This window comes from Aurantimicrobium sp. (assembly GCF_036667855.1).
GTDB lineage: Bacteria > Actinomycetota > Actinomycetes > Actinomycetales > Microbacteriaceae > Aurantimicrobium.
On the sequence record NZ_JAVWTF010000090.1, the window covers coordinates 1 to 3,141 of the forward strand.

Below are 3,141 nucleotides of genomic sequence, written 5' to 3' on the forward strand. Positions count from 1 at the left end.
TGTGTTCGCTGTGCTGGTAGGACCGTCGGTGTATATAGAAGACTACCGGCACTCTAACGGGAGAGATGTATGACTGAAAAGAGATACTACCTTGTCAAGCCTGTAGTGTCATCAATGACCAACGTGGTGGATAGACACCACCCTGATAATGTGGTAGCATACTGCCTTGACGAAATGAAGGCTGAGTTGATTATGTGGCTGTTGAATGACAGCTGGGACAAGGCTAGAAAAAGGAGCGAATGAGTAACTACTACGAGAAGCTAAGTAAAGAAAGGAAGGAGCTGCAAGAGAAGGGCTTGCTTCCACAGTGGTATACTACTGGTGGTTACCAGTTGTTCAGGCAGAAGTATCAATGGGCGGAGAACCCCTATGCTCAGTATATGGCAATCGCTGCGACAGCAGCTAAACACACTGACGACGCTCCTAAGTGGAAGGACAAATTCTTCGAGTTGCTGTGGAACGGATGGCTCTCTCCATCAACTCCAGTCCTCGCTAACATGGGAACTACTAGAGGGTTCCCTGTATCTTGCTCCGGGAGTTACACAGTCGACAGCATCGACGGCTTCTATTCCGCTCTTCACGAGGAAGCTCTTCTTACTAAGGGCGGATTTGGGACGTCAACTTATCTTGGAGACATTCGACCCAGGGGTAGCAGGATTAGTTCGGGCGGCAAAGCGTCTGGAATTATGCCCGTTCTTAATGCTCGAATCCAAACAGCGAGAGACGTTAGTCAGGGTGGTGTACGTCGAGGAGCTGACGCCTCGTATATTCCGATTAGTCACGGAGACTTTGAAGAAGCGGTAGGTTTGCTGGAGCACAACCCAGATGATCTGAACATCGGTTGGGTTCTGCGTGACGCAGATGTTCACGCCATCACGGGTGAGCTGAACGAGGAGACTCGTCCTATTAAGCTGCGCTTTGCGCAGACGCTGAAGGCGAAGACCACTACTGGTAAGGGCTACTACTGGAAGACTGACGCAGCCAATCGAAAGCTGCCGAAGTATTATCCGGTGGGGAGTAAGGGTAGCAATCTGTGCAGTGAGATTAACTTGCCGTCGGATGCTGACCACACCTTCACCTGCGTGTTGTCGTCTATGAACCTTGCACTGTATGATGAATGGAGGGACACTGATGCAATCTTCACAGCGACTGTCTTCCTTGACTGCGTGGCTAGCGAGTTCATTGCGCAGGCAAAGGGAGTTCCGGGCCTTGAGAGAGCAGTGCGCTTTACTGAGAAGGCACGGGCTATTGGGCTCGGAGTGTGCGGGTACCACACATATTTGCAGAAACAAGGATGGGTGTTCGATGGTATCGATTCCATGGCCTTCAATGTCGAGTTCTTCAAGAAACTAGACACCGAAAGTTATCGCGCATCTATTTGGATGGGTAAGGAGTGGGGCTGTCCTGAGTGGGTGGTAAACGCTGATCCTGCCAAGTTCCCCTTTGTAAGCGCTGAGGATCTAAAGGACAGGGGTGCATTCCAGTCTGCCGATGGACTGGCATTTATCCCAGCTGTACGCAACTGCTCGCGCATTGCTATTGCTCCCACCAAGAGTACGGCTCTGATTATGGGTGGTGTGTCTGAGGGTATCAATCCTGACGTGGGCTTCACGTACACGCAGGGTACTGCTGCTGGTGAGGTTGATCGTGTGTCGCCTGTGATCCTTGAGATTATGAAGGAGCGCGGGGTGTACACCACTAAGCACATCAAGCAGATGACTGACGCCTTCGGTAGTGTGCAGGGTGTGGATTGGCTGAGCGATGAAGAGAAGGCTGTGTTCCGAACGGCGTTTGAAATCAACCAGTTCAGCATTGTCCGTATGGCTGGTATGCGTGGTAGGTATATTGACCAGTGGCAGAGTCTCAACTTGTTCTTCGCTGGTGACGCACCGTCCTCGTACATCCGAGACGTCCACTACGAAGCACTTGCAAACGATGATGTGATTGGGCTATACTATCTGTATAGTCAGTCTGGTGTTAAGGGTAGCGATCCGGAGGCATGTGAAGTATGTCAGTAACTACTGCCATTAGAATCCTTAAAGATGAACTGGACAACATCCGACTCAATGCACCAGCACATGAGGAAGGTGGAGTGGAAGCTTATTGGAAGACTTCACTACAGGGCACTGGAGATAAAATCGAACGCGCCTTAAAGGAGTTGGATAGTGCGGAAGAATAAGAGCTACCACATTAATGACGGAGGCAGCCTCCGGGCTGCCTCTTTGAAAGAGTACAAAGAATTTGCAAAGGAGATTACTAATGGAAACCAATCGTCGCCGGTATGTGCTTATCAATCGAGTGTCTGGGAATCACATGGGTTCGTTCAAGACCCGCCGAGTAGCTCGAATGATTAAGAAGCTCATGGATTTTGAGCCGCTGATTTTTGATATGAATCGTAAGGAGGTTGTTCGATGATCTATACTGTAGCCCTACACACCCCAGCTCGTATGCTGACGATTGAAGCTGATCGCTTCTATGTTGACAACAACTTCCTCGTGTTCACTTCGGGTGGTGGCGAAGACTACGGCTCCAATGGTGGTCGTCCTGCCGGGTTCCCGGTGGCGCAGATTTTGTTCGTTACCGCAGAGTCCGCTGTCCACACCCATCGGGTGTTCCCGAATGCTTCGATGATTGAGCCTCGCTTGATTGATGAAGAAGAACTTGCTCGTGCCCGCCATCAGCTGAGCTATGCTCCTGCCATTCGTAGCGTGGACACCACTGCTCCGCGGGTCCCAGCATTCCCATCGAGCGAAGGTAGACTGTCTGCTCCTCATTTCGACGCAGCCATGGCTGCTCGTGAAGCAGCACAGTATCCCGTCTACAATATTACTCACGCGGAAGCGCAGGAATCCTCTGTCAGTCTGGTGGCTCACCCACCAATTAGAGCTACTCCAGTTGGATACGGTGATACTTTGGCTGGTAGAGCGGCCCGTTCCACTTACGAAGATCCCTTCGGGATTAGAGAGGAGCCCCGCCTCTAATGGAACAGCTGATCGACAAAGTTATCCAGTGGGGTAAGGACAGGAACATCATCGGTGGCGCAACTCCGCTAAGCCAGCAGAACAAACTGGAAGAGGAAGTCGCTGAACTTCGCAAGGCTCTGGAAGATAATGATGGTCCGGAGATTGTGGATGCCATTGG

General features: G+C 51.2%; 4 protein-coding genes. All 4 read left to right on the forward strand.

The features are described from left to right. The first annotated feature begins 69 nt into the window (after positions 1–69). The 4 genes from RR877_RS10165 (at position 70) to RR877_RS10180 (ending at position 2,981) form a co-directional block, all read left to right on the forward strand. The gene (locus RR877_RS10165; protein ID WP_332628154.1) at positions 70–243 is read left to right on the forward strand and encodes a hypothetical protein; all 174 of its coding nucleotides are present in this window, start codon (positions 70–72) and stop codon (positions 241–243) included. After that, positions 240–2,018 (forward strand): ribonucleotide reductase N-terminal alpha domain-containing protein, encoded by a 1,779-nt coding sequence (locus tag RR877_RS10170; RefSeq protein ID WP_332628155.1) that lies wholly within the window; start codon positions 240–242, stop codon positions 2,016–2,018. The genes RR877_RS10165 and RR877_RS10170 overlap by 4 nt, the downstream gene beginning before the upstream one ends. Beyond that, positions 2,009–2,179 (forward strand): hypothetical protein, encoded by a 171-nt coding sequence (locus RR877_RS10175; RefSeq protein ID WP_332628157.1) that lies wholly within the window; start codon positions 2,009–2,011, stop codon positions 2,177–2,179. The genes RR877_RS10170 and RR877_RS10175 overlap by 10 nt, the downstream gene beginning before the upstream one ends. 232 nt (positions 2,180–2,411) lie before the next feature. Next, positions 2,412–2,981, forward strand: a complete 570-nt coding sequence (locus RR877_RS10180; RefSeq protein WP_332628159.1) for a hypothetical protein — start codon at positions 2,412–2,414, stop codon at positions 2,979–2,981. Positions 2,982–3,141 lie beyond the last annotated feature (160 nt).